This window comes from Streptomyces sp. NPDC048696 (genome assembly GCF_043198895.1).
Taxonomy (GTDB): Bacteria; Actinomycetota; Actinomycetes; order Streptomycetales; family Streptomycetaceae; genus Streptomyces.
The window spans coordinates 340,847-361,830 of sequence record NZ_JBICVJ010000002.1 but is presented as its reverse complement, the minus strand read 5'-3'; the positions used below and the strand labels follow the sequence as shown (position 1 = coordinate 361,830).

At 73.0% G+C, this 20,984-nt stretch carries 20 protein-coding genes; 9 read left to right on the top strand and 11 right to left on the bottom strand.

Annotated features, from left to right (window positions below):
* Nucleotides 1–22: 22 nt before the first annotated feature.
* Complete coding sequence (locus tag ACGFRG_RS04665; RefSeq protein WP_393261295.1) at nucleotides 23–601, bottom strand: TetR/AcrR family transcriptional regulator; 579 nt, start codon at nucleotides 599–601, stop codon at nucleotides 23–25.
* Nucleotides 602–779: 178 nt separating this feature from the next.
* On the opposite strand from ACGFRG_RS04665, the gene ACGFRG_RS04660 reads away from it, so the two are divergent.
* Entirely contained in the window at nucleotides 780–1,088 is a 309-nt protein-coding gene (locus tag ACGFRG_RS04660; RefSeq protein ID WP_393261292.1) for an SHOCT domain-containing protein, read from the top strand.
* 37 nt (nucleotides 1,089–1,125) lie between these two features.
* On the opposite strand, the gene ACGFRG_RS04655 is transcribed toward ACGFRG_RS04660, so the two are convergent.
* Together ACGFRG_RS04655 and ACGFRG_RS04650 are read right to left on the bottom strand one after the other, a co-directional pair.
* Nucleotides 1,126–1,677 carry an ATP-binding protein gene (locus ACGFRG_RS04655; RefSeq protein WP_361423593.1) on the bottom strand — a complete coding sequence of 184 codons (552 nt, stop codon included), beginning with the start codon at nucleotides 1,675–1,677 and terminating at the stop codon, nucleotides 1,126–1,128.
* Nucleotides 1,678–1,913: 236 nt separating this feature from the next.
* Nucleotides 1,914–2,240, bottom strand: a complete 327-nt coding sequence (locus ACGFRG_RS04650; protein ID WP_393261290.1) for a hypothetical protein — start codon at nucleotides 2,238–2,240, stop codon at nucleotides 1,914–1,916.
* A 299-nt stretch (nucleotides 2,241–2,539) separates the two neighbouring features.
* Between ACGFRG_RS04650 and ACGFRG_RS04645 the strand changes: the two genes are divergently transcribed.
* Entirely contained in the window at nucleotides 2,540–3,637 is a 1,098-nt protein-coding gene (locus ACGFRG_RS04645) for a PLP-dependent cysteine synthase family protein (RefSeq protein WP_393261288.1), read from the top strand.
* On the opposite strand, the gene ACGFRG_RS04640 is transcribed toward ACGFRG_RS04645, so the two are convergent.
* Both ACGFRG_RS04640 and ACGFRG_RS04635 read right to left on the bottom strand, forming a co-directional pair.
* Entirely contained in the window at nucleotides 3,634–4,128 is a 495-nt protein-coding gene (locus ACGFRG_RS04640; RefSeq protein WP_393261285.1) for an SRPBCC family protein, read from the bottom strand. The genes ACGFRG_RS04645 and ACGFRG_RS04640 overlap by 4 nt on opposite strands.
* Before the next feature lie 122 nt (nucleotides 4,129–4,250).
* The gene (locus tag ACGFRG_RS04635) at nucleotides 4,251–5,111 is read right to left on the bottom strand and encodes a DeoR/GlpR family DNA-binding transcription regulator (RefSeq protein WP_361423605.1); all 861 of its coding nucleotides are present in this window, start codon (nucleotides 5,109–5,111) and stop codon (nucleotides 4,251–4,253) included.
* Between the two features lie 257 nt (nucleotides 5,112–5,368).
* Here ACGFRG_RS04635 and ACGFRG_RS04630 point away from each other — a divergent pair, with 257 nt between their 5' ends.
* The gene (locus tag ACGFRG_RS04630) at nucleotides 5,369–7,666 is read left to right on the top strand and encodes a hypothetical protein (protein WP_393261282.1); all 2,298 of its coding nucleotides are present in this window, start codon (nucleotides 5,369–5,371) and stop codon (nucleotides 7,664–7,666) included.
* Nucleotides 7,667–7,689: 23 nt separating this feature from the next.
* Here the strand turns inward: ACGFRG_RS04630 and ACGFRG_RS04625 are convergent, their stop codons facing one another.
* The 4 genes from ACGFRG_RS04625 to ACGFRG_RS04610 all read right to left on the bottom strand — a co-directional run bounded on the left by ACGFRG_RS04625 (nucleotide 7,690) and on the right by ACGFRG_RS04610 (nucleotide 12,281).
* Nucleotides 7,690–10,095, bottom strand: a complete 2,406-nt coding sequence (locus ACGFRG_RS04625; RefSeq protein ID WP_393261280.1) for a right-handed parallel beta-helix repeat-containing protein — start codon at nucleotides 10,093–10,095, stop codon at nucleotides 7,690–7,692.
* Nucleotides 10,096–10,186: 91 nt separating this feature from the next.
* Nucleotides 10,187–10,795 (bottom strand): hypothetical protein, encoded by a 609-nt coding sequence (locus ACGFRG_RS04620; protein ID WP_393261277.1) that lies wholly within the window; start codon nucleotides 10,793–10,795, stop codon nucleotides 10,187–10,189.
* Between the two features lie 142 nt (nucleotides 10,796–10,937).
* Nucleotides 10,938–11,771 (bottom strand): MOSC N-terminal beta barrel domain-containing protein, encoded by an 834-nt coding sequence (locus ACGFRG_RS04615; protein ID WP_361423617.1) that lies wholly within the window; start codon nucleotides 11,769–11,771, stop codon nucleotides 10,938–10,940.
* 54 nt (nucleotides 11,772–11,825) lie between these two features.
* Nucleotides 11,826–12,281 carry a DUF6643 family protein gene (locus ACGFRG_RS04610; RefSeq protein ID WP_361423620.1) on the bottom strand — a complete coding sequence of 152 codons (456 nt, stop codon included), beginning with the start codon at nucleotides 12,279–12,281 and terminating at the stop codon, nucleotides 11,826–11,828.
* Between the two features lie 233 nt (nucleotides 12,282–12,514).
* Here ACGFRG_RS04610 and ACGFRG_RS04605 point away from each other — a divergent pair, with 233 nt between their 5' ends.
* Nucleotides 12,515–13,858, top strand: coding sequence for a TerD family protein (locus ACGFRG_RS04605; protein ID WP_393261273.1), 1,344 nt, complete (start codon nucleotides 12,515–12,517; stop codon nucleotides 13,856–13,858).
* A gap of 96 nt (nucleotides 13,859–13,954) precedes the next feature.
* Here the strand turns inward: ACGFRG_RS04605 and ACGFRG_RS04600 are convergent, their stop codons facing one another.
* A complete protein-coding gene (locus tag ACGFRG_RS04600) occupies nucleotides 13,955–15,130 on the bottom strand; it encodes a glycosyltransferase (protein WP_393261270.1) in 1,176 nt (391 codons plus the stop codon).
* A 58-nt stretch (nucleotides 15,131–15,188) separates the two neighbouring features.
* On the opposite strand from ACGFRG_RS04600, the gene ACGFRG_RS04595 reads away from it, so the two are divergent.
* Together ACGFRG_RS04595 and ACGFRG_RS04590 are read left to right on the top strand one after the other, a co-directional pair.
* Nucleotides 15,189–15,974, top strand: a complete 786-nt coding sequence (locus ACGFRG_RS04595; protein ID WP_361423629.1) for an aspartate/glutamate racemase family protein — start codon at nucleotides 15,189–15,191, stop codon at nucleotides 15,972–15,974.
* Nucleotides 15,975–16,020: 46 nt separating this feature from the next.
* A complete protein-coding gene (locus ACGFRG_RS04590; protein ID WP_361423632.1) occupies nucleotides 16,021–16,599 on the top strand; it encodes a hypothetical protein in 579 nt (192 codons plus the stop codon).
* Between the two features lie 64 nt (nucleotides 16,600–16,663).
* On the opposite strand, the gene ACGFRG_RS04585 is transcribed toward ACGFRG_RS04590, so the two are convergent.
* Nucleotides 16,664–17,725 (bottom strand): O-antigen ligase family protein, encoded by a 1,062-nt coding sequence (locus ACGFRG_RS04585; RefSeq protein WP_393261266.1) that lies wholly within the window; start codon nucleotides 17,723–17,725, stop codon nucleotides 16,664–16,666.
* A 212-nt stretch (nucleotides 17,726–17,937) separates the two neighbouring features.
* Here ACGFRG_RS04585 and lnt point away from each other — a divergent pair, with 212 nt between their 5' ends.
* The 3 genes from lnt to ACGFRG_RS04570 are packed head-to-tail and all read left to right on the top strand — an operon-like array spanning nucleotide 17,938 to nucleotide 20,946.
* A complete protein-coding gene (gene lnt, locus ACGFRG_RS04580) occupies nucleotides 17,938–19,584 on the top strand; it encodes an apolipoprotein N-acyltransferase (RefSeq protein ID WP_361423638.1) in 1,647 nt (548 codons plus the stop codon).
* A 10-nt stretch (nucleotides 19,585–19,594) separates the two neighbouring features.
* Entirely contained in the window at nucleotides 19,595–20,074 is a 480-nt protein-coding gene (locus ACGFRG_RS04575; RefSeq protein WP_361423641.1) for an NUDIX domain-containing protein, read from the top strand.
* A gap of 56 nt (nucleotides 20,075–20,130) precedes the next feature.
* Nucleotides 20,131–20,946, top strand: a complete 816-nt coding sequence (locus tag ACGFRG_RS04570) for a 3-hydroxybutyrate dehydrogenase (RefSeq protein WP_393261264.1) — start codon at nucleotides 20,131–20,133, stop codon at nucleotides 20,944–20,946.
* The last annotated feature ends 38 nt before the right edge of the window (nucleotides 20,947–20,984 follow it).

The window sequence follows — 20,984 nt, the reverse complement described above, 5'->3', positions numbered from 1 at the left end:
TCGTACGGCGTGAAAGGTCCGCTCAGGCGGTGCGGGGCGCGAGCAGCGCGAGAAGGCCCCGGACGCCCGCGTCGAAGGCGGCGGGCGAGCCGGACGCGCGGGCCAGGACATAGCCGCCCTGGACCGTCGCCACCACGGTCGCCGCGATCTCCTCGGGGACCAGGGAAGCGGTGAACTCGCCCGCGTCCACGCCCTCCTGGACGATCTGCGCGAGTCGTCCGCGCAGCCACTCGATCGTCTCGGTGACGGGGGCGCGCAGTTCGTCGCTGGCGATGATGTCCGGGTCCATGGTGAGCCGGCCCACCGGGCAGCCGCGCAGGACGTCGCGCTCGCGCAGCAGATAGCCGCGGATCCGCTCGTACGCGGTGCCCTCGGCCCCCAACTGCGCCTCGGCCGCGCCACGCAGCTCCTCGGCGGTGCGCCGGATCGCGGCCAGCGCCAGATCGGGCTTGCCCGTGAAGTGGTGGTACATGCTGCCCTGGCCCGCGCCCGCCTGCTGCTGGATGGCCTTGGGGCTGGTGCCGACGTAGCCCCGCTCCCACAGCAGCTCCCGGGTGGCCTCGATCAGACGCTCGGGTGTGCTCATGCCGGTACTGTACATACTAGTAGGTACAGATTCCAGAGCAGTTCCCCGGAGCAGTTCCGGCGCGCCGATCTACTCCCCGGGAGGTACGTCAAGAGCCGCTGGCTGTACGACGCCCCGGAGCACCCCTCGGCGGGAGTCTCGAATCAGCACGACAAGCGTGCGAGAGCAGTCACCACCGAGGAGCTGAACCGCGATGAACACGCTGGCATACGACGGGCCCGGGCCCTGGATCCTCTTCTTCCCGCTCGTCTGGGCGGCCGTGATCTTCACGGTCGTGACGCTGCTGCGCCGCACGGCGTGGCGCGGGCGGCGCGGCCCGTGGCGCCCGCCGTTCGAGGACCGCCGGTCCTACGGCGACCGTCCGCGCGTCGACGAGCACTCGCCGCTCGCCGTGCTCGGCCGGCGGTTCGCCGCCGGTGAGATCGACGAGGACGAGTACTGGCGCCGGCTCTCCGTCCTGGACGAGGAGTTCGGCAGCCGGGGCAAGAGCGCGGCGGAGTGACCGCCGCCCCTTGCCCGGCGCAGGCGACCCCGCCCGGTCAGCCCGCCACGGGCGACCGGGCGGGGGTGCGTGGATGGCCGGCGCGGCCGTCGGCGCGCGCGGCGGCGGGCCGTTTGTGCAGACAGGGCCCGCCCGCCTTGGCGGCGGCGGTCTTCGCCTTGTACGCCGGCCGGGGAGGCAGCGCCACCACCGTGGGCGACGCGGGAAGCGTGAACCACACGGTCTTGCCCGAATCGCCGTGCGGGCGCACCCCCCAGCTCTCGCTGACCGCCGCGATCATCGCGAGTCCGCGGCCGTTGGTGGCGAGGGGGTCGGCGTCCCGTACGGCGGGCAGCCGCGGGTCGTGGTCGTGGACCGACACCGTGAGCCGGTCGAGCAGCAGCTCGATCTCGACGGTGCAGATCTTGTCCGGCTGGGCGTGCCGGTGGACGTTGGTCAGCAGCTCGGTGACACCGAGCGCCGCCTGGTCTATCAACGGATCGAGATGCCAGTAGCGCAACTGCGCAGAAACGATTCTGCGAACTTGCCCGATCCGCGACGGCAGGGCTTGGAGCTCCACCGTGCAATGCCTGCTTGGCTGGCTGATCACGGCTGCGACTCCCCGATTGAGGTCCGGAAGAAGTCTGTCTGGTCCGGCGGGCTGGATCGCAGCGTGACCGCCGGTGAACGCTCAGTGATGTGAGACCAGGGTGGCGCAGGGGGTGGCACTCCGCAACTCGCGTGCGAGCGATTGTCTTCGGCACTGGCGTGCCCGTCGTTCGGTTCGGCACTCGCGTGCCGGTGCTTGCGTCCGGCCGCGACGCACCTCGCGTCCCGGCCGCCCGTTCAGTCGCGCGGCCCGCCCGCCGGGCGCACCGCCTGGAGGAAGCGCTGGGCGAGTTCCGCACCACGCGGCCTGCCGCCCTGCTGCCCCATGGTCAGCCGGTAGCGGTGGCCGTTGAGCTTCGCCACCGTCCGGTCGGCCTTGGCGCCCCACGGCAGCCGGGGCTTGCCCGCGGACACCGCGCGCAGCGGCGCGCTGTCGATCTCCCGGCCGTTGCTGGTGAGCAGGGCGAGTCGGCCGTCCTTGATCAGGACCTGGCCCGCCCGCGTCAGCGAACGCGTCCACCGCTCGATCCGCACACCCCTGACACTGAACTCCGGCTCGGTCATGGCCGCTGTGCCCCCTTCGTACCTGATCCTGCTGGGCAGTCTGCACAACGTCGGCCGTACGCACCAGGGCGCGCGGAGGATCGGCCGTCACCCGCCGCCGTGCGCCGCTTCACCGGCGTCCCACAAGCCACCCCTATGGATCCTCAAAGGGAATGTTTGTGCAGGTGGGGGCGGTATTGTCAAGTGACGGAGCCGTGCATTTCCAGCCGACTTCGGCGAGCCGCCCGGCGCGCTCGCCTCAAGGCAGTTCCCCTCGGGTCATTCCCGTTCCCGGGGCCCGCGAGACATGGAGGAGTGGCATGGAGACCATCGACGTGGACCGCAGCGACGCGGCCTACCGGGCGTGGCTCAAGGAGGCCGTGCGCAAGGTACAGGCCGACGCCAACCGCTCCGCCGACACGCATCTGCTGCGCTTCCCGCTGCCCGAGCGGTGGGGGATCGACCTCTATCTGAAGGACGAGTCCACCCACCCCACCGGCAGCCTCAAGCACCGCCTCGCCCGCTCGCTCTTCCTGTACGGGCTGTGCAACGGCTGGATCCGCCCCGGCAAGCCGGTCATCGAGGCGTCCAGCGGCTCGACCGCCGTGTCCGAGGCGTACTTCGCGGGGCTCATCGGCGTGCCGTTCATCGCCGTGATGCCGCGCACCACCAGCGCCGAGAAGTGCCGGCTGATCGAATTCCACGGCGGCCAGTGCCACTTCGTGGACGACTCGCGCAAGATGTACGAGGAGGCCGCGGCGCTCGCGCTGGAGACCGGCGGTCACTACATGGACCAGTTCACGTACGCCGAGCGGGCCACCGACTGGCGCGGCAACAACAATATCGCCGAATCGATTTACCAGCAGCTCAAGTTGGAGCGCTACCCCGAGCCCGCCTGGATCGTCGCCACCGCGGGCACCGGCGGCACCTCGGCGACCATCGCCCGCTATGTGCACTACATGCAGTACGACACGCGCATCTGCGTGCCGGACCCGGAGAACTCCTGTTTCTTCGACGGCTGGACGCGCGGCGACGCGCTCGCCTCCAGCGACTGCGGCTCGCGCATCGAGGGCATCGGCCGGCCCCGGATGGAGCCGAGCTTCCTGCCCGGCGCCATCGACCGGATGATGAAGGTCCCGGACGCGGCGAGCGTCGCGGCCGTACGCGCCCTTGAGCAGGCCATCGGCCGCAAGGCGGGCGGCTCCACCGGCACCGGCCTGTGGTCCGCGCTGAAGATCGTCTCCGAGATGGTGGCCGCCGGGCGCACCGGCAGCGTCGTCACCCTGCTCTGCGACCCGGGCGACCGCTACCTCGACAAGTACTACTCCGACGCCTGGCTGGCCGAACAGGGCCTGGACATCGCGCCGTACACGGCGGCGATCGAGGCGTTCCTGGCCAATGGAGTGTGGCCGGACTAGGGCGCTTCGCCGGTGGCCGTGCGGCCGGATGCGGTCAGTCGGCGGTCGAGGGTGGTCACGGCGTCGCGGAACGCGCGGCCCAGGCCCGCCCTGCCGATGCGCAGCGCGAACCGGAAGGGCGCGCCCCCGGCCGCCGCGAACGTCCACTGCACCCGGGTGCCGGCGGTGGTCGGGGTGAGCCGCCACTCCTCCAACAGGGCGTGCGGGCCGGGGGCGTTGGTGACGTCGACCCGGTAGGCGTAGCGCGTGGCCGGTTCGGCGGCCATCACCGTCTCCTCGAACCGGGTGCCGCCGCGCAGCCGGATCTGCCGGCCGCCGTCGGTGGGCCGGGAGTGGGTCACGGCCGCGAACCACTGCGGCCAGGTCTCGGTCTCGACGGCCAGCGCCCGGTACACGGCGTCCGCCGGGGCGGACACCTCGGCGGCGAAGACCAGTCGCAACGGGGCGGACTCGACGAAGTCGAGCTCCACGGGGCGGAGTCGGCGAGCCATGGGGCCGCACCTCCAGCGGGTCGGTGTCGACAGGCACGAGCGAGCAACAACGAGCCCGCACACCATAGCTGGCGCCCCGTCAGATGTCGGCGGCGGGGTCCCGCCCGCAGCCGGTTCGCCCGTCACATGTCCTCGGCGGGGGCCGGCTCCTCCGCGTCCGCGTCGTTCTCGCCCGCCACCACCAGGCCCGGCAGATGCTCGGCCATCTCCTCGCGCGCCGCGTCCGAGAGGCCCGCGTCGGTGACGAGCGTGTGCACCTCGTCGAGCGAGGCGAACGAACTCAGTCCCACCGTCCCCCACTTGGTGTGGTCCGCGACCACCACGACCCGCCGCGCGGACCGCACGAACCGGCGGTTGGTCTCCGCCTCCGCCAGGTTGGGCGTGGAGAGCCCGGCCTCCACGGAGATGCCGTGCACCCCGAGGAAGAGCACGTCGAAGTGGAGCGAGCGGATCGCCTGGTCGGCGACCGGCCCCACCAGCGAGTCCGACGGGGTGCGTACGCCGCCGGTCAGCACCACGGTCGCGGCTCCCGGCCGGACCCCCACGCCGCCCGCCGCGCGCTGCGCCGAGTGGAAGACGTCGGCGACCCGTACCGAGTTGGTCACCACCGTCAGATCCGGCACGTCGAGCAGCCGGTGGGCGAGGGCGTACGTCGTCGTACCGCCGGAGAGCGCGATGGCGCTGCCCGGCACGGCCATCGCGGCCGCCGCGCGCGCGATGTCCTCCTTGGCGTTCAGCTCCAGGCCCGACTTGGCCTCGAACCCAGGCTCGTGCGTGGAGGCCTCGACCACCGGCACCGCGCCGCCGTGCACCTTCTCGATGACGCCCTGGCGGGCCAGCGCGTCGAGGTCGCGGCGCACCGTCATGTCGGAGACGTTGAGCTTCCGGGTGAGCTCATTGACCCGGACACCGCCACGCCGTCTGACCTCGTCGAGGATCAGGGCGCGACGCTGCTCCGCGAGCAGATTCTGATTGTCGCTCACTGCCGGGTCGGTCCTTCCACGTCGCCGAACACATCCGCCGTACACAGCCGCAGTGCGTGCGCAGTGCGGCACATCCGCTGTACGTGTCGTCGTACAGCATCCGAATCCTGTCACGGGGAGATTCCGTGAGGACACCGCACTCCCGCCCCGGATCCGAGATCCTGAAGCCCCGCACGACCCGCATGATCCGTGATCCGCGCACCCGCCGACGCCGTGTCCCGCCGCAGATCCTCCCATCATGAGAGCGAGTCACAGAAGTGTCCCGTGCCACACCGGCCGCCGGCGACGGCGGGCCCGCGCTCGAACTGCTGGTGCACGGTGTCGGCGGCGCCACCCCGCAGTCCATGCTCGACGACCCGCGTACGGTGCGGGTCACCGGTGACGAGACCGCCGCCGTGTACCGGCGTGCCGAGGACGTCGACGCCGAGGAGCGTCCCGGATACCCCGCCGGCCGGCCCGTCCGCGAGGCGTACTGCTGGTCCAATCTGACCTCCGGCAACGGCGCCCGCGCCCTGTGGCTGCTGCTCCTGCCGTTCATGGTGGTCAACCTCGCCCACTGGATGCGCCCGCCGGCCCTGGGCGCCGAGCGCACGGTCCGGCTGTACGGGGTGCTCGTACGGCTCGTCGCGCTCAGCCTCACCGTGCTGCTCACCGCGGCCGCTTGCGAGGTCGCGCTCGATCTGGCGGCCTGGCAGTGCGCGGGCGTGGCGCGCTGCGCCGACGGGAAGTCCTGGCTCGGTTTCCTCTCCGCGGCACGGCACGGCTGGTGGAGCCGGCCCGGCCGCCGCCTCGCGCTCGCCGCCCTGGTGCCCGCCGCGCTCACCGGTCTGCTCTGGTACCTGTCCAACCGCACCTGGAGCGCGTACGAGTCGCAGCAGCCGCTGACGGCCGCCGCGGCGACCCGGGACGAGCCCTCGCAGCGGCCCGCGCCGCACCGGCCCGCACTCAGCCGACCCGGCTTCTGGTACGGGCGGCGGCTGGTCGCCCGACTGCGCGCCGCGCACACCGCCGCCGGGTTCCTCACGGTCGCCGCCGCCGTCACCGGCGCGGCCGCCCATCATGACCGCGCGAGGGACAGCGCCCCGCTGACGGCCGTCGGCTGGTTCCTGGCCGCGACTCTCGTCGCCTGTGGTGTGGTGGTGCTCTGGGTCGTGTGCGGCCGGGGCCGCAGCGAGTCCACCCTCGACGAGAAACTGGACCGCGCCGTCATCACCGGCCTGCCCGCCGCCGCCCTCGCGCTGCTCGCCCTGTCACTGGGGTACGCGTCCTGGGACCGGCCCGGCTGGATCTCGCGCTCCACCCTGCCCGGCGACCGCGTGTTCGGCCTCATCGCCCTCGCCCAGGGCGTACTGGTCCTCGCCCTGGTGGGGACCGCGCTCGTGCTGCGCCGCCGGACCTGCGGCGCCCGCACCGCGCTCCTCGGTCTCGGCGGTCCCGCCGTCGCCCTCCTCGCGTGCGCGCTCGGCGGGGTGATGACCGGCGGCGTCGCCCAGCGGGTCGCCGACTGGCTGGACCGCTCCGGCACCCCGGGCGCCGCCCGGGACGTCTTCGCGGGCCCGCCGCCGCTGCTCACCTGGCAGGCCTGCGCGATCCCCGCCCTGCTGGCCCTCCTGCTCCCTGCCGTGGTGTACTTCGCCGTCCTCACCTGGCGCGCCGAGCGCGCCGAGGAGCGCGCCCTGCCCGCCGACTACCCGGGCGAGCCTCCCGACACCGCCCGCTCCCGGCAGATCGCCACCGCCCGCGCGACGGCCCGCCTCACCGATCGCGCGCCCGCCTTCCTCGGGATCGTGGCCACCGCCACCCTGCTGCTCGGCGCGGGCGCGCTGACCGGCTCCTGGACCACCGGCGAGATCCCCGGCCGGGCCGCCTCCGGCGCGCCCGCCGTGATCTCCTCGGCCGCCGACACCGTGCAGGCGCTGGGCTCCTGGTTCACCGGCCTCGGGTTCCTGCTCTTCGTCACCTGGGGGCGCCGCGCCTACAAGGACGCCTCGGCCCGGCGCACCATCGGCATCCTCTGGGACGTCGGTACGTTCTGGCCGCGCGCGGCCCACCCGTTCGCGCCGCCCTGCTACGCCGAGCGGGCCGTGCCCGACCTCGCCTGGCGGATGAACACCTGGACCGAGCGGACCGGCGGACGCCTGGTCATCTCCGGGCACTCCCAGGGCAGCGTCCTGTCGGCGGCCGCCGTGTGGCAACTGCCCGCGCACACCCGCCAGCGGGTCGCGCTGCTCACCTACGGCTCACCTCTTGAGCGGCTGTACGGGCGCTGGTTCCCGGCGTACTTCGGACCGTCGGAGCTGACCGCCCTCCACCGTGAACTGCGCTGCTGGCGCAATCTGTGGCGGGCCACCGACCCGATCGGCGGTCCGGTGCTGCCCGGCACGGACGTGGACCGCGGCCCGCTGCTCGACCCGATCGCCTTCGGCCGGACCCAGGACCAGCCACTGCCCGCGCCGATCCTCGCGCACTCCGACTACCAGGCCGACCCGGCGTTCGCCGAGGAGCGCACGGCACTGCTCGACGAACTGACCCCGGCGCTGCCGCAGCAGCGTTGACGGATCGTCATGAGTCTTGACTGTCAGGGGAGTTCGGGAAGATCGTCGGGGTAGAGCAGGGTGAGATCGTCGGTGCTCGCCTCGGCGAGCTGGGCGACCCGTCCCGCGTGCCGCTCCACCATCGACTCGAAGGTCTGGCGCGCGGTGCGGCCGTTGCCGAACGCCGGACCCTTGGGCAGCGCCGTGAAGTACTTCAGGAGCGCCTCCGCGCTCCCGATGCCCAGGCGGTACTCGTGCTCCTCGGCCTGCTGCTCCACGATCCGCAGCAGCTCCTCCGGAACGTAGTCGCTGAAGGTGATGGTCCGTGAGAAGCGGGACGCCACCCCGGGGTTGACCCGCAGGAACCGCTCCATCTCCGCCGTGTACCCGGCGACGATCACCACCACCGCTTCGCGGTGGTCCTCCATCAGCTTCACCAGGGTGTCGATCGCCTCCCGACCGAAGTCGCGCCCCGAGTCCTCGGGGGACAGCGCGTACGCCTCGTCGATGAAGAGCACCCCGCCGCGCGCCCGGTCGAACGCCTCCTGGGTGCGGATCGCCGTCGACCCGATGTGCTCGCCGACGAGGTCGACCCGGGACACCTCGACCAGATGCCCGCGCTCCAGCACTCCGAGCGAGGCCAGGATCTCGCCGTAGAGCCGGGCGACCGTGGTCTTGCCGGTGCCGGGGGAGCCGGTGAAGACCAGATGGCGGCGGACCGAGGCCGCCTTGAGCCCCGCCTGCTGCCGTTTGCGGCCCACCTCGATCATGTCGGTGAGCGCCCGCACCTCGCGCTTGACGCTCTCCAGGCCCACCAGCGCGTCCAGTTCCCCCAGCACCGCCTGCGAGGTGCGTGCCGGGTCGGGGGCGCTCGCCTCGACGGGCGCGGTTCCGGCCGGGCGCGGGCCGGGGACGGTGGAGAGCAGCCCCATCGTCTGGGTGGCGGTCTGCGGGACGGGCGGCTCGTGCCCGGCCGAGCGCACACCGCTCTCGTCGCTGGTGCAGTCCTCGACGACCGGCCCGTCCTCGCCGAACTCGTAACCACCGCGCGCGCAGCGCTCCGTACGGCAGCGCGTCAGCGTCGTACGGCAGCCGTCGACGACATGGAAGCCATAGCCCCCGCTGCCGGTCACCCGGCAGCCGTGGAAGGTGCCCCGGCCCTCGGCGGAGACATAGAAACCGGCCTCGGCCGGGGAGGTGACCGTGCAGCGCTCGATCCTCGGATCGGCGCCCTTGGTGACGATCACGCCGGTCTGCGCCGCGTCGATGGTGCAGTTGGCGAGGGTGCCGCCGCTGCCGTGGTCGCGGAACCAGGCGCCGGTCGATGCCTCGCGGATACGGCAGTCGTCGAGCTGGGCGGTCGCGCCGTCGCTCACCGACACCGCCGTGTTGCGCACCTGCGAGATGTCGCTGTCGACGACATCGGCCCGCGAACCCCGGTCCAGGACGAACAGCGCGTCCGGCACGTCGTGCACCCGGCACGCCTCCAGGACCACGGTGGCGCCGTCGCTCACCCAGACCGCCGGGTAGTCGCCCGTACTGTCGTGGATCTCGCACTGGTTGGCGTCCACCCGGGTCCCCGGGTCCCATACCGACAGGCCGTTGCGCCCGAAGTTGCGCACCGCCGAGCGGGTCAGCGTCAGCACCGAACGGGAGCGCAGATCCACCCCGTTCTCGGGGATGTCGTGGATGGCGCAGTCGGCCAGGGTCAGCACGGCGTCGGTGTCGAGCGTGACCCCGTCCGCCGAGGTGCGGTGGACGGTGCAGTCGGTCAGGTGGGCGGTGGCGCGCGCGGCGATCTGCACCCCGGCACCCTTGATCTCGTACACCTCGCAGCCCAGTGCCTCCAGACCGCTGCCCTCACCGGTCACCGACAGGCCCGCGCCGCAGGCGTGGTGCACCCGGCAGCGCTCCAGGCGCGGATGGGCCCCGGCGCGCACCGAGACGCCCGACTGACCGGCCGAGACCACCTCGCACTCCTCGAACAGCCCGCCCGCGCCGTCCAGTACGCCGATGCCGACGCCGCCCGGGTTGTCCACGACACAGCGGCGCACCGTGGGGCGGGCCGCGCCGCGCACCTCGATGCCGACCGCCGAGCGGGTGACCACCCGAAGATCGCACAGCTCGGGCGCGCCGTCCTCGATGAGCAGCGCGGGCGCCGCCGCGTCCTGGCCCTCCAGTTGCAGGTCCAGGACGGTGGCGGAGGCGCGCACGGTGAGCGGCACGCCGTCGGCGGGGGCGATCCGGACCGACCCGGCGGAGCCCTCGGGGCCGCGCAGGGTGATGGCCCGTCGCAGCACCAGGTTCTCCCGGTAGGTGCCGGGCGCGACCGTGAGGACGTCGCCGTCCGCGGCGGCCTCCAGGGCAGCGGCGAGCGAGGCGTACTCGCCGGTGCGGCGCCGCCACCTCGACGTGCCGGTGTGGGTTACCTGGACCGTGCCCTGAGCCATGGCGTTGCTGTGCCCCCACCTCGTGCGTGCGAACGCTGTACGTGCGACTGATGGTCCACCGTAGCGCGCGCGGGGCCGGTGAGTTGACCGGTCAGCTGCCTGCTCCCGTACGGCCCCAGTCCGGACCGCATCGGGCCCAGGCGCGGTCGAGACGGGCGTACCGCCGTCGCACCAGACGCCATACGACCAGCCTTCGTATGCCCTCGATGAGCCCGGCCGCTGCCAGGGCCGCGCCAAGACCGGCGAAGACCGCGTGCGCGTGCGCCGTGCCGGAGTCCAGCGGACGGGTCGCTCGCATGCCCTTGTCGTCGGTCCATATACGGAAGGTGGTGCCCGGCGGCACCGAGCGCCGGGGCGCCGAGACCGTGCCGGTGTGCGCGCTTCCGTCGTACGCCGTCCAGTTGGCCACCACCCGCACCCGGCCCTCGCGGCCGCCGCCCAGGCCGTCGAAGTCGGACGCCGCGCTGTGTTCGTGCGCCTCGCGGACCACCACGGCCGTCGTCGCGTGGCGTGTGCGCTGCTCCCTGACGACCGTGCGGTGCAGCGCGCGGTCCGCCATCACTCCGCACACGCTCCCCAGCACCGGCATGGCCAGCAGGGTCAACACCAGGGCGGCCAGCGCCACCCACGCCTCCACGAGATCCGTACGGCGGCGTAAGGGGTTCTTCCGCCAACGCCACACCCCCACTGCGGATCGCACTGAATCGCACCCCCTTCCGCTTCCGTCCTGGCCCGGAACGGCCCGTCGCACGCACGGGCGGGACCAAGAGAGAGCAAGGTCACCCGTGCCCCCTCCCGCACAACGCGTCCACTGCCCCCACGAGTTCCCGCAGCCGGGCCCGCTATGCGAGAACGCGCACGGGATCACCGGTGCGAATGACGCCGGGCCGCTCGGGGACGACGTTCTGCCCGAAGACCAGCTTCGTGCCGAAGCGGCGGTGGCGGCCGAGCGTGCGCAGCGGCTCGCGGCCGCGCTCGGCGGAGGACTGGTCGGTCGTGGTGACGACACACCGGCCGCAGGGCTTGGCGACCCGGAAGGTGAGCTCGCCGATCGCGATCCGCGACCAGTGGTCCTCGGCCCAGGCCTCGGTGTTGTCCACGACGACATTGGGGCGGAACCGGTTCATCGGGAGCGGGCCCTCGTGCGGCCGGTCGCCCTGCGCGATCAGTGAGTTGAGCGCGTCCAGCGACGCGAGTGTCGTGACGAGCAGCGGAAAGCCGTCGGCGAAGCTCACCGTCTCGCCCGGCAGCGCGAAGTCCGGGTCGATCGGCCGCCGGGTCGCGGGGTCGTCGAGGTGGACCAGCCGCACCTCCACCCCGAGGTAGTCGCTGAACCACTCGTGCGCGGCGTCGGCCGCCGGTATCGCCTTGACCTTCTTGCCGAAGAGACTGACCCCGCTCGCACCGATCGGCTCGGGCGGCGAGACCGTCAGGTCCTCCTGGCCGGGCGCGGACAGCAGGACGCCGCCGCCCGGCAGTGTGCCGGCGGCGGCCAACGCCAGCCGCGCCTGCTCGCGTTGGGTAACGGCCTTCCCGTCCGCGTCGACGACCATCCAGCGACGGTCACCGGCCGGACCCCACGGTTCGACCTCCACCTCGTCCAGCCGGATCCCCCCGACCGACTTGACTGGGTAGATGTGGACATCGTGGACGACTGGCTGAACTCGGCTCTCCATGAACCAATCTTGCCAGCCGCCTCGGACATCCGGTCGAACGGCGGAAGGGGCGGCTCAGTACCCCGTGTTCTGGTACGGCTGGTGGTAGCCGTCGTACGGCGAGGGGGCGGGCGCCGGGCGCGGAGCCGCCGGACGCATCGCCTCGTAGCCGGTGGGGGCCATCGGGCGCTGCTGCTGCGCCTGCGGGGCCGGGTAGCCGCGCGGGACGCCGACCTGCTGCGGGATGTACGGCGCGGGCGCCTGCTGCAGCGGCATCGGCTGCTGCGCCTGCTGGTATCCGTACGACGAGGCGTACGCGGGCTGCTGCGAGGGACCGGCGGGCAGGGCGGGGAGCGCGGCCGGAAGGGCCGGCAGGTAGCTGTTGCTGCCGGTGTCGTACATGGAAGGCACTCGGATCGGGGCGATCTGAGGCGTACCCCGTTCTGCGACGAGGGAGTCGTAGATGGGGGTGTCCGGGAAGGACGGCGCGGAGTAGTAACCGCCGCCATAGGTGGAGCGGGGGGAGGTCATGGCACATAAGTTAAGCCCACGATGTGGTCGTTGGGGAGCCCGATAAGAGGGTTGTTTCACGGGTTCGGAGTGACCGCCCATCCCCAATGCGAGCGAATCTGGGAAAATCGGTCGCCCAGGAGCGTACGAATCGTGTAAAGGCCGAGCTCGGGAGGGGTTACCGCCGGGTGCCGGAACCTCGGCCGGGAGTTAGGTTGACGGTGCGGAGAATCTTTTCGGCACCCGGAGTCGCTATGGGGGCGAGCATGTCCATGCTTAAGGGGTCCAATGTTCCTGTGCCGGCGCGGACTGTTCGCGTCGAATTGGCCTGGCGTTCGGGTCCAGGGGTGCCGGACGCCGACGCCTCCGCCCTGCTGATCGCGGCGGCCACCGGAAAGGTCCGCTCGGACGCGGACTTCGTCTTCTACAACCAGGCGGCGCACGCCTCCGGCGCCGTACGCCACGAGGGCAAGCGGAGCTCTCCCGAGGGCGTGACGGACACGCTGTACGTCGACCTCGCGCGCGTGGAGCCCGAGGTGGAGCGGGTGGTGCTCGCGGCCTCCGCCGACGGCGGAACGTTTGGCCGCGTCCCGGGGCTGTGCGTCCGGGTGCTCGACGCGGAGGGCGGCGCGGAGATCGCCCGCTTCGACAGCACGGACGCGACCGTCGAGACGGCGTTCATCCTGGGGGAGCTCTACCGGCGCCAGGGCGGCTGGAAGTTCCGGGCGGTCGGGCAGGGCTACGGCTCCGGACTCGAAGGGCTGGCAACGGACTTCGGGATCACGGTCGACAAGCCGGCCGCGGCGCCGTCCCCGCCTGCGCGGACCGCACCGGCCGTGGCGCCGGTGGCGGCCGCGCCACAGCCCTCGCCGGTGGCGCCCGCACAGCCCGCGGCCGCGCCGACCGTCCCGTCCTTCCCGGCGGCCGCCCCGCCGCCCCCCGCCGCGCCGCCCGCCCCCGTGCGCCTGAGCAAGGTGACGCTGACCAAGGCGGCGCCCACGGTCTCGCTGGCCAAGCAGGGCGGCGGTTCCGGGGCCCTGCGGGTCAACCTCAACTGGCAGGTGCGCAAGCAGCTCAGCGGCTGGGGCGCCAAGCTGGGCCGGGCCGTCGCCAACCACACCGACCTCGATCTCGACCTGTGCGCCCTCTATGAGCTCGCCGACGGCCGCAAGGGAGTCGTCCAGGCCCTGGGCAACGCCTTCGGCTCGCTCAACCGGCCCCCGTACATCCACCTCGACGGCGACGACCGTACGGGAGCGGTGTCGTCCGGCGAGAACCTCACGGTCAACCTCGACCACAAGGACCAGTTCCGCCGCCTGCTGATCTTCGTCACCATCTACGAGGGCGCGCGCAGCTTCGCCGATCTGCACGCCACGGTCACGCTCCAGCCTCAGCACGGCGCGGCGATCGACTTCTCCCTCGACGAGTGCACCGTGCCCTCCACGGTCTGCGCCCTCGCGCTGATCACCAACACCGGAGCGGACCTCGTCGTCCAGCGCGAGGCCCGCTATCTGGTGCCCGCGCGCGGAGTCAGCCCGCAGCGCACCATCGACCAGGCGTACGGCTGGGGCATGAACTGGACACCGGGCCGCAAATGACGCGCGCGTGGGCGCGGTTCGGGCGGCTGCGGCGGCCCGGGTGGTTCGACGGGTTCGGCATGTTCGGCCGGTCGAAGCGCTTCGGCCCGGCCCGGCTCACTGCTCAGGCGACGCTTCCGGCCGCGCATACGTGCGCCCCTTCCACGCCGCCCCGCGCCCCCGGTAGTGCTGCACCGCCGAGTCCACCGTCATCAGCAGATACAGCAGCGCGGTGAACGGCAGCAGCGGGGCGAGCAGCGGCGGCTGGCGGTAGTAGCGCAGCATCGGTACGTACGTCCCGGCCATCACCAGCCAGGCGAGCGCGCCCGCCCAGCCCGCGACCGGGTCGTCCCGCAGCAGCCCGGCGACGAGCGCGGCCGGGGGCGCGAGGTAGACGAGCGCGAGCCCCACGACCGTACCGAGCAGCAGCAGGGGGTTGTGCCGCAGCTGGGCGTACGCGCTGCGCGAGACCATCCGCCACAGGTCCGCGAGGCGCGGATACGGGCGCACACTGTCGACGCGCTCGGCGAGCCCCAGCCAGATCCGGCCGCCCGAGCGCCGCACCGCGCGCGCCACCGACACGTCGTCGATCACCGCTTGGCGCACCGACTCCGGAATGCGCGCCCGCTCGGCCGCCTCGGTGCGCAGCAGGACGCAGCCGCCCGCCGCGGCCGCCGTGCGCGCCCCCTCGGTGTTGATCCAGCGGAACGGGTAGAGCTGCGCGAAGAAGTAGACGAAGGCGGGCACCACCAGGCGCTCCCAGCCGCTCGCGACCCGCAGCCGCGCCATCTGCGACACCAGATCGAGCCCCTGGGAGCGGGCCGCGGCCACCAACTCCCGCAGGCTGTCCGGCTCATGGGCGATGTCGGCGTCCGTGAGCAGCAGATACTCCGGATCCCGCGTACGGGCCAGCGCGATCCCCTCGCGCAGCGCCCACAGCTTCCCGGTCCAGCCGGGCCCCGGCTCGCCGGGCGCGAGCACGGTCAGCGGCAGCGCGCAGTCCTCCCGCGCGGCCAGCGCCCGGGCCAGCTCGCCGGTGCCGTCCGAACTGCCGTCGTCCACGAGGAAGATCTCGGCCTCGCCCGGATAGTCCTGGGCGAGCAGCGTCGGCAGACTGCGCGGCAGCACCTCGGCCTCGTCCCGGGCCGGTACCACGATGGCGACATACGGCCAGTCCGGCGGGGCGGAACGGGCCGGCAGCCGCTGGTCGGTGCGCCAGAAGAACCCCTGCCCGAGCAGCAGCCAGAGCCAGCAGACCAGTGACACCACGGCGATCCATGCGAGGGCGCTCATCCGCCGCAGTCTGCACCACCTGAGCCGGTGCGCAAGGGCGGTCGACTATGGTGACCGGGTGAAGATCGCGCTCATGGACTCGGGAATCGGCCTGCTGGCGGCGGCCGCCGCGGTGCGCCGGATGCGGCCCGACGCCGACCTGGTTCTCTCCTCCGCCCCGGACACCATGCCGTGGGGCCCGCACACCCCCGAGGAGATCACCGCGCGCGCCCTCGCGGTGGCGCGTGCCGCCGCCGAGCACCGGCCGGACGCGCTGATCGTCGCCTGCAACACCGCCTCCGTACACGCCCTCGCGGCCCTGCGCGCCGAACTGGAGCCCCGGATCCCGGTGATCGGGACCGTACCGGCGATCAAGCCGGCCGCCTCGGGCGGGGGCCCTGTCGCCATCTGGGCGACGCCCGCCACCACCGGCAGCCCCTACCAGCGCGGGCTGATCCGTGACTTCGCCGACGGCGTCGCGGTGACCGAGGTCCCCTGCCCGGGGCTCGCGGACGCATTGGAGCACGGCGACGAGGCCGCGATCGAGCTGGCCATCGCGGCCGCCGCCGAGCGCACGCCCTCGGATGTAAGGGCCGTCGTCCTGGGCTGCACCCATTACGAACTGGTCGCCGAACGCATCCTCGCGGCGGTCTCCCGGCCCGGGACGCCCGCGCCCGAGCTGTACGGCAGCGCGTCCGCCGTCGCCGCCCAGGCGCTGCGCCGCGCGGGCATCGAGCCGGCTCCCGACGCCGCGCCCACGGGCGGTGTGACCGTGCTGCTCAGCGGCCGCGTCGCCGCGCTTCCCGAGCCCGCGCTCGGCTACCCCGAAGGCCTCCTGCTACAGGTGGTCAGCCCCGCTCACTGAGCGTGGGTGGCTGCCGGTCCGGCGCATTCTGAGTAGTCTGCTAGGCATGAGGGATCTGCCCCCCGAGTTCCCGGCGCACGAAAACGGCGCCGAGACGGCCACCCCGCAGCCGGCGCTCTGGACCGGTCGCGCGACCAACCGTGTCCAGTGGCTGCTCGCGGCGGGCGGTGCGGCCTGTATCGCCCTCGGTGTCGAGCTGGCCGTCGACTCCGCGTGGACGTCCGGCATCGCGCCGCTGCTCATGTCGGTGATCGGCTGTGTCGCCGCCGGTCTCCTGGTGATCTACGGGACCCTCGCCTTCGTCCATGTGGCCGTCAAGGTCGACGACGACTCCCTCGAAGTGCGCTGCGGTCACATCGGCCTGCCACGCCGACGTATCCCGCTCGGCGATGTGGTCGGCGCGGACTTCGTGCCGCGCGTCACGCCGCGCCAGTGGGGCGGCTGGGGCTATCGCTGGCGTCCCGAGAAGGGCACCGCCGTCGTGGTGCGCCGGGGTGAGGGCGTCATGCTGCGGCTCGGTGACGGCCGCGTCTTCACGGTCACGGTGGACGACGCCGAGGCCGCGGTCCGCGTGATCCGCGCCCGCCTGCGCCTGCTGAGCACGACGAAGCCGGCCGAGGCCTGATACGGGCGCGGCGGCGGCCACGCACGCGTGGCGTGCGCCACGGCTCGACCACCGCTCCCGCCCGTCACCCCCGCGCCCTCACCACCCCCGCCTCCCGGTCCGGCTCCGGCCGTCCGTCGCCGGGTGGTCGTGCGGTGGCCAGTCCGGCCAGCAGGCCCGCTCCCATCGTCACCGGGGTGAAGCTCAGCGCGTTGCCCACGCAGGCGAACGCCGCGAGGGCGGTCAGTGCCGCGCCCGCCGTGAGGACCACCGCGGTGGGGCGGGGCGAGCGCCACAGTCCGTAGAGCATCCAGCCGTACGCGGCGCTCAGCAGCCCCGCGCCGACCACCCCCTGCTCCGACGCCTGCTGCAACAGCGCGGAGTGCGGCTTGCCGGTGGTGAGCGCGGATCGCTGGGCGGCGGGGCTGAAGCCGCCGAACCGGTCCGGCCCGGTGCCCCGCACGGGATGCTTCTCGGCGAGGTCCACCGCGTCGCGCCACAGCAGCACGCGCTCCGGCGTCAGCTGGCCCTGCAACGAGACGGTGAGCCCACTGGGCAGCGCGTCCTCGGCCACGGCCACCGACCCCACCGCCACCAGCGCGGTGACCGCCGCGAGCCCCGCGAGGCCGACCGCCCGGCGCCGCATCCGGGCCGCCGCCAGCGAGCAGAGCAGTACGCCGAGCGCCGCCGCGCAGCCCGCCACCGAACCGAGCGCGAGGGCCACGCCCGCGCACCCGACGGCGAGCAGCCGCAGGGCCAGCCGGAGCGCCGCCGTACGGGCCGCCCAGGCCGCGCAGCAGGCTCCACCGGCCGCGAGCACCGGGAGCGCCGCCGAGACGCCGATATGGCCCGGCAGGGGGTCGACGGTGGCGCCCGGCACCCCGTCCCGCGACGCGAGTGCCACGACAAGACCGGCGAGCGCGGCCGCCGTCGCCGCCGCGACCGGCACCAGGCCGCCGCTGATCCGGCCCAGCGCGTACCCGGCGGCGACCGCGAGCACCGCGAGCAGCACCCCTTCGGGCCGGGCCTCGCGCCCCACCGCCGAGACCAGCGACCAGCCCGCGCAGGCGCCGAGCACCAGGACTCCGACGAGATCGGCCCCGCCCGCGCGTTCGGGTGCGCCGGACCGGCCTTCCCGTGCGCTCATCCCCGCCCCCCGACGCTCCAACCGCTGACGCACACGGTAACGGCGCGGGGCACGATGTGGGTACAGATGTGCAGAAACGTTCCAGCGCCGCCGTCTCGCCGAGTGGTGACCGGCGATCGCAGGACCCCGTACGCGGTGATCGTACGAATAAGGACGGTTACTGTACGAATCGGGCTGCCGCACTCACAGCCCGCGGCCGTAGACTCCGCCGGGTGAGCACGACCACCACCCCCACAGCCGAGCCAGAGCAGCTCGAACCGCAGCCCGCCGCCGCCTCGCGCGGCCGTCGGCTGCTGCACCGGCTCGTACGGCCCGCGACGGCCGCGCTGTCCGGTGTGCTCCTGTATCTGAGCTTCCCGCCCCGGCCCCTGTGGTGGCTGGCGGTGCCCGCGTTCGCGCTGGTCGGCTGGTGTCTGCGCGGCCGGACCTGGAAGGCCGGATTCGGTCTCGGCTACCTCTTCGGTCTCGGCTTCCTGCTGCCGCTGCTGGTGTGGACGGGCGTGGAGGTCGGGCCCGGCCCGTGGCTGGCCCTCGCGGCCATCGAGGCCATCGGGGTCGCCGCCGCCGGCGCCGGGATCGCGGTGGTCTCCCGGCTGCCCGGATGGCCGCTGTGGGGCGCGGCGATGTGGATCGCCTCCGAGGCGGCACGCGCGCGTATGCCGTTCGGCGGCTTCCCCTGGGGCAAGCTGGCCTTCGGCCAGGCGGACGGCGTGTTCCTGCCGCTGGCCGCCCTCGGCGGTACGCCGGTGCTCGGCTTCGCCGTGGTGCTCTGCGGCTTCGGGCTGTACGAGACCGTCCGCCAGGCGCTGCGCCTGCGCGCCACCGGTGTCCTGCGCAGGGGCGCCGCAGCCGGTGCGCTGCTCGCCCTGGTCGCGCCCGTCGCCGCCGCCTTCGCCGCGACGCCGCTGGTCAGCGACGCGGCCGAGGACGGCACGGCCACCGTCGCGGTGATCCAGGGCAATGTGCCGCGCCTGGGCCTCGGCTTCAACGAGCAGCGCCGTGCCGTGCTCGACTACCACGTGCGTGAGACCCTGCGCCTGGCCGAGAAGGTCAGGCAGGGCAAGGCCGCCAAGCCCGACTTCGTCCTGTGGCCGGAGAACTCCTCGGACGTCGACCCGTACACCGACGCCCAGGCCTACAACGACATCGACCACGCCGCCAAGATGATCGGCGCCCCCATCTCGGTGGGCGCGGTCGTCCAGCGCAGCGACGGCAGCCTCTTCAACGAGCAGGTCCTGTGGGACCCGAAGACGGGCCCCGGCGCCACCTACGACAAGCGGCAGATCCAGCCCTTCGGCGAGTACATCCCGCTGCGCGGCTTCATCAAGCAGTTCAGCCCGGGCTATGTCTCCATGGTCCGCCAGGACTTCAGCAGGGGCACCGAGCCGGGCGTGTTCGACATGGCGGGCACCAAGGTGGGCATCGCCACCTGCTACGAGGCCGCGTTCGACTGGGCCGTGCGCGACACCGTCACCCACGGCGCCCAGATCATCTCGGTGCCGAGCAACAACGCGACCTTCGACCGCAGTGAGATGACCTACCAGCAGCTCGCCATGTCGCGCGTGCGGGCCGTCGAGCACAGCCGGACCGTCACGGTCCCGGTCACCAGCGGCGTCAGTGCCGTGATCATGCCCGACGGCAAGGTGGTCCAGAAGACGGCGATGTTCACTCCCGCCTCGCTCGTCGCCAAGGTGCCGCTGCGCTCCTCCAAGACCCCGGCGACCCGGCTGGGCACGGCGCCCGAGTGGGCGCTGGTGGCGCTCGCGGCGGCGGGCCTCGGCTGGGCGGTGACCCGCACGGTACGCGCGCGTCGTGAGGCGTCGGACGTTGCGCCGGACGTCACGCCGGTGTCTCGTTAGGGTCGAGGCCATGGCGACACCTGAGTTCATCCGCGCGATCCGGGCCTCGGCCGGACACCAGCTCCTGTTCCTGCCCGGAGTCAGCGCCGTCGTCTTCGACGACGACGGCCGCGTACTGCTCGGCAGACGAGCCGACTCCGGCGAGTGGTCGATCATCGGTGGGATCCCGGAGCCCGGCGAACAGCCCGCCGAGACCGCTGTGCGCGAGGTGTACGAGGAGACCGCCGTCCGGTGCGTCGTCGAGAAGGTGATCCTGGTCGACGCGCTGAGCCCGGTCACCTACCCCAACGGCGACCGCTGCCAGTTCATGGACATCTGCTTGCTCTGCCGGGCCGTCGGCGGCGAGGCGCGCGTCAACGACGAGGAGTCCCTGGAGGTCGGCTGGTTCCCGGTCGACGCGCTGCCGGAGCTCCAGGACTTCGCCCTCTTCCGTATCAAACAGGCGCTTGCCAATGAACCGACATGGTTCGCGCCTATGACCGAGCACTGAAGTGTGGGTGCGCACCACATGGGTGGTGGGCGGGCGCACTGCCTAGGGTCGGAAACATGACCACGCCCACCACACCTGGTCCCGTCCCCGCGCCCCAGCCCGCGCCCGTCGCCCTCGACCTGGGCGGCCGTACCGCACTGGTCACCGGAGCCGCCGGCGGCATCGGCCGGGCCTGCGCCCTGCGCCTGGCCGCCGCCGGCGCCAAGGTGCGGGCCGTCGACCGGGACGCCGCGGGCCTTGATGCCCTGGCCGCGGCGGACACCGGCCTCGCCGGATCCGTCGAGCCGCTGGTCCTGGACCTGACCGACCTGGAGGCCGCCGAACAGGCCGCCACCGGCACGGACATCCTGGTGAACAACGCCGGGCTGCAACTGGTGCGTCCCATCGAGGAGTTCCCGCCCGAGATGTTCCACACCGTGCTCACGGTGATGCTGGAGGCGCCGTTCCGGCTGATCAGAGGGGCGCTGCCGCACATGTACGGGCAGGGCTGGGGGCGCATCGTCAACATCTCGTCGGTGCACGGGCTGCGGGCCTCCGCGTACAAGTCGGCCTATGTGTCCGCCAAGCACGGTCTCGAAGGGCTCTCCAAGACCGCCGCCCTGGAGGGCGCCGAGCACGGGGTGACCTCGAACTGCGTCAGTCCCGGCTACGTCCGCACCGGGCTCGTCGAGCGGCAGATCGCCGACCAGGCGGCCACCCACGGCATCCCCGAGGAGCGGGTCCTGGCCGAGGTGCTGCTGAAGGACTCCGCGCTCAAACGTCTCGTGGAGCCGTCCGAGGTCGCCGAGGCGGTGGCCTATCTCTGCACTCCGCAGGCGTCGTTCATCACCGGGACCTCGTTCGCCCTCGACGGCGGCTGGACCGCCCACTGACGCACATCCGCCACGTGACCGGACCCTGCCAACAGTTG

Bases quoted from the DNA above. Each gene is read 5' to 3' on its own strand.
- ACGFRG_RS04665 (WP_393261295.1), bottom strand. From the start codon at position 601: ATGTACAGTACCGGCATGAGCACACCCGAGCGTCTGATCGAGGCCACC.
- ACGFRG_RS04660 (WP_393261292.1), top strand. From the start codon at position 780: ATGAACACGCTGGCATACGACGGGCCCGGGCCCTGGATCCTCTTCTTC.
- ACGFRG_RS04650 (WP_393261290.1), bottom strand. From the start codon at position 2,240: ATGACCGAGCCGGAGTTCAGTGTCAGGGGTGTGCGGATCGAGCGGTGG.
- ACGFRG_RS04645 (WP_393261288.1), top strand. From the start codon at position 2,540: ATGGAGACCATCGACGTGGACCGCAGCGACGCGGCCTACCGGGCGTGG.
- ACGFRG_RS04640 (WP_393261285.1), bottom strand. From the start codon at position 4,128: ATGGCTCGCCGACTCCGCCCCGTGGAGCTCGACTTCGTCGAGTCCGCC.
- ACGFRG_RS04625 (WP_393261280.1), bottom strand. From the start codon at position 10,095: ATGGCTCAGGGCACGGTCCAGGTAACCCACACCGGCACGTCGAGGTGG.
- ACGFRG_RS04615 (WP_361423617.1), bottom strand. From the start codon at position 11,771: ATGGAGAGCCGAGTTCAGCCAGTCGTCCACGATGTCCACATCTACCCA.
- ACGFRG_RS04610 (WP_361423620.1), bottom strand. From the start codon at position 12,281: ATGACCTCCCCCCGCTCCACCTATGGCGGCGGTTACTACTCCGCGCCG.
- ACGFRG_RS04605 (WP_393261273.1), top strand. From the start codon at position 12,515: ATGGGGGCGAGCATGTCCATGCTTAAGGGGTCCAATGTTCCTGTGCCG.
- ACGFRG_RS04600 (WP_393261270.1), bottom strand. From the start codon at position 15,130: ATGAGCGCCCTCGCATGGATCGCCGTGGTGTCACTGGTCTGCTGGCTC.
- ACGFRG_RS04590 (WP_361423632.1), top strand. From the start codon at position 16,021: ATGAGGGATCTGCCCCCCGAGTTCCCGGCGCACGAAAACGGCGCCGAG.
- ACGFRG_RS04585 (WP_393261266.1), bottom strand. From the start codon at position 17,725: ATGAGCGCACGGGAAGGCCGGTCCGGCGCACCCGAACGCGCGGGCGGG.
- ACGFRG_RS04575 (WP_361423641.1), top strand. From the start codon at position 19,595: ATGGCGACACCTGAGTTCATCCGCGCGATCCGGGCCTCGGCCGGACAC.
- ACGFRG_RS04570 (WP_393261264.1), top strand. From the start codon at position 20,131: ATGACCACGCCCACCACACCTGGTCCCGTCCCCGCGCCCCAGCCCGCG.